The following is a 2,573-nucleotide window of genomic DNA, read 5'->3' on the forward strand; positions in this document are numbered from 1 at the left end:
GAAAAGCCGACACCACGCCAATCAGCAAAGCCATTTCCAACGGTTCCACAAGTCTTGGCCAAGCCCGTTCCCAATGGCGGAAGGACCAACTCTGTGGCAAAAGATGAGGGAATCGCCACCGCCAGACAAACGACCAGATTAACAACATGAACGCACTGGCGCCGAATACAACCAGCAGTGCCTTCCAGCCAAAAATAGACAGACAACGCCAAACACCTTCTCCAGAGCCTCTGCGACCGGAGGTCAGCCAGCCCCTTAGCAAAGTGGCTGCCAACCTTTCCAGCAATACAATAGAACCAATGGCAGCAAGCACCAAAATCATCAACAAAACACTGCCGACAGAGGCCAAAGCCTGAAATTCAAGGTCAGGATTCTGATACCAGTTCAGCACCTGCACGGCAAAAGTGGGCGGTGTTGCCGGGCCCAGTACAATGGCGATATCGACAACAGAGAGGGCAAACACCAGAACTGTCAGCATGGAAAGACGAACTCTCAAGTACAGCTGGGGCCAGATCAACTTTACCCAGACCGTCCAGGATTGATAGCCCAGTCCGGCCCCCGTTCTTAGTATTTCCCTGACCGGCAATTGCCTGATGGCCACCATCAGCATCAGAATCAGAAAAGGAGTTTCCTTCAGAACCAACAATGCGGTTAATGACAACGCCCAGGGGTCCTGCACCGTCTGCCAGTCCGGGGGGCCTTGCCAATCCATGAAAGCTGAGAGTCCCCTGGCCAAAATACCACTGGGCATAATCAAAAAGAACAGCCCTACAGAAAGTGCTACATGGGGTGTTGCCATGATGGGTGATAACCAGCGCTGTGCCTGATACCAGAACCGGCGATCCCAGGCAGCACTGACAAACGCCAGCGCCAGCAGCATGGAGACCAGTGTGCTTGACATACCCGAGAAAAAAGACCACCAGAGCATCTCTGTCAGGCCGGGCGTTTCCCACACTTGCAGCCAGGGAGCAAAAGACAGGGAAGTCATTCCCAGTATCGGTAAATAACCAAATGCGGGCAGAACCGCACTGACTGTGCCCAACAATACGACGGATAAGAATAAAACTGCGACCAGTGCCGCAGCAAGTTGCACAGCAAAACTCTTTCTGAACTTCAAACTGCCTTTCTCACTGACGGTAACGCTTCTGCCACTCTGCTTCCAGAGCGGTTGACCAGGAGCCGTGTGGCTCAGGCAATGTTATGCCCAGAGCTTCAGGGCTGAGGGTAGCGATACCCAGAGGTAACTCACTGAAGTGTCGTTTATCCAACTCAGCCAGTTTTCCCATGCTCAAGACGGTAGGATCACCCCAGACATCCGGGTCCGCTTTGTGTAACTGGGCTTCAGGGGACACCAGGAAGTTAATCACGACCTGCGCAGCTGCTTTTGCACGGGCATTATAGGGAATAGCCAGAAAGTGAGTGTTTCCGACCGTTCCGTCAGAATGAACATAGGTTCTGACGCTTTCGGCAAGTTCGCCATTGGCAATCGCAGAGCTGGCATAAGATGGATTAAACGACATTGACAATAGAATTTCACCATCATCCAGCAGAGGTGTCAGCGCCAGATTGTTCTGCACAAAGGTTTCGCCCTCACGCCACAATAACGGGTGCAGTTCATCAAGATAACGCCACAAGGGTGCCGTTATCTTGTCAAAGCTGTCTGGGCCAACAGGCTGGAACAAAGCCGGATTCTGCTGGGCCAGCTCAAGCAACAACTGCTTAAGAAACGTGGTTCCTACAAAATCAGGTGGCATTGGATAGGTGACCCGGCCAGGATGCTTTCTGGCAAATTTCAATAAATCTGCCGCGCTTTTCGGAGGTGCCTGCACACTCTCCTGATCATAAATAAAAACCAGCTGCGCCATGCCCCAGGGTGCTTCCAGACCTTCAACGGGCTCACCAAAATCCAGAATCGTTGTGGGTTTTTCCCGGGTATCAATCCAGCGGTAATTGGGTAGTTGTTCAGAAAATGGCCCAAAAAGCAGGCCATGATTTTTCATTGAACGGAAGTTCTCGCCATTAATCCAGATCATGTCGACCGTGCCGTCTGAATCGCGACCGGCCTGCTTCTCTGCCAATATACGACTGACAACGTCTGCCGTATTGCTGACTTTGACCTGTTTCAATTCAATATCATAACGCTGTCGTACTTGTTTGGCTGTCCAGCGAATATAGTCATTGACCTGCTGATCTCCGCCCCAGGCATTAAAGTAAACACTCTGCCCTCTGGCCTCTTTGAGAATCTTCCGCCATTTTTCGCCCGCTGAGAGTACAGAGGAAGATTCAGAAAGAGACGCCCCATAGCTGCTTAAAGACCAAAGAGATGCCAAAAAAGCCACAGCCTGTAAGACACGTAAAAAGCTTGTTGTAATCATTGAACGCTGGAACCATCCTTAGCTTTTATCCTGATTCAGTATTTGCAGGTCTTTGTCACTGAAGCCTGACAGGTAGAGTATGCTATCAAGACCCAATGTTGAGATAGACTGTCTGGCGCTTTGCCTGACCAGAGGCTTGGCCCAGACTTGTGGAACCGTTGGAAATGGCTTTGCTGATTGGCGTGGTGTCGGCTTTTC

2 protein-coding genes and 1 pseudogene are annotated in these 2,573 nt (G+C 51.1%); all 3 read right to left on the reverse strand.

Features of this window, described 5'->3' with window-relative positions:
• A pseudogene (locus KDK17_RS09440) lies at window positions 1-1,117 on the reverse strand (ABC transporter permease); the annotation flags it as partial.
• A gap of 10 nt (window positions 1,118-1,127) precedes the next feature.
• A complete protein-coding gene (locus KDK17_RS09445) occupies window positions 1,128-2,339 on the reverse strand; it encodes an ABC transporter substrate-binding protein (RefSeq protein ID WP_257275186.1) in 1,212 nt (403 codons plus the stop codon).
• Window positions 2,340-2,393: 54 nt separating this feature from the next.
• Window positions 2,394-2,573: hypothetical protein (locus KDK17_RS09450; RefSeq protein WP_257287932.1), on the reverse strand; the 180-nt coding region annotated here is incomplete at its 5' end.

The sequence above is a fragment of the Endozoicomonas sp. SESOKO2 genome (assembly GCF_024606245.1).
In the GTDB taxonomy this organism is placed as follows: Bacteria; Pseudomonadota; Gammaproteobacteria; order Pseudomonadales; family Endozoicomonadaceae; genus Endozoicomonas_A.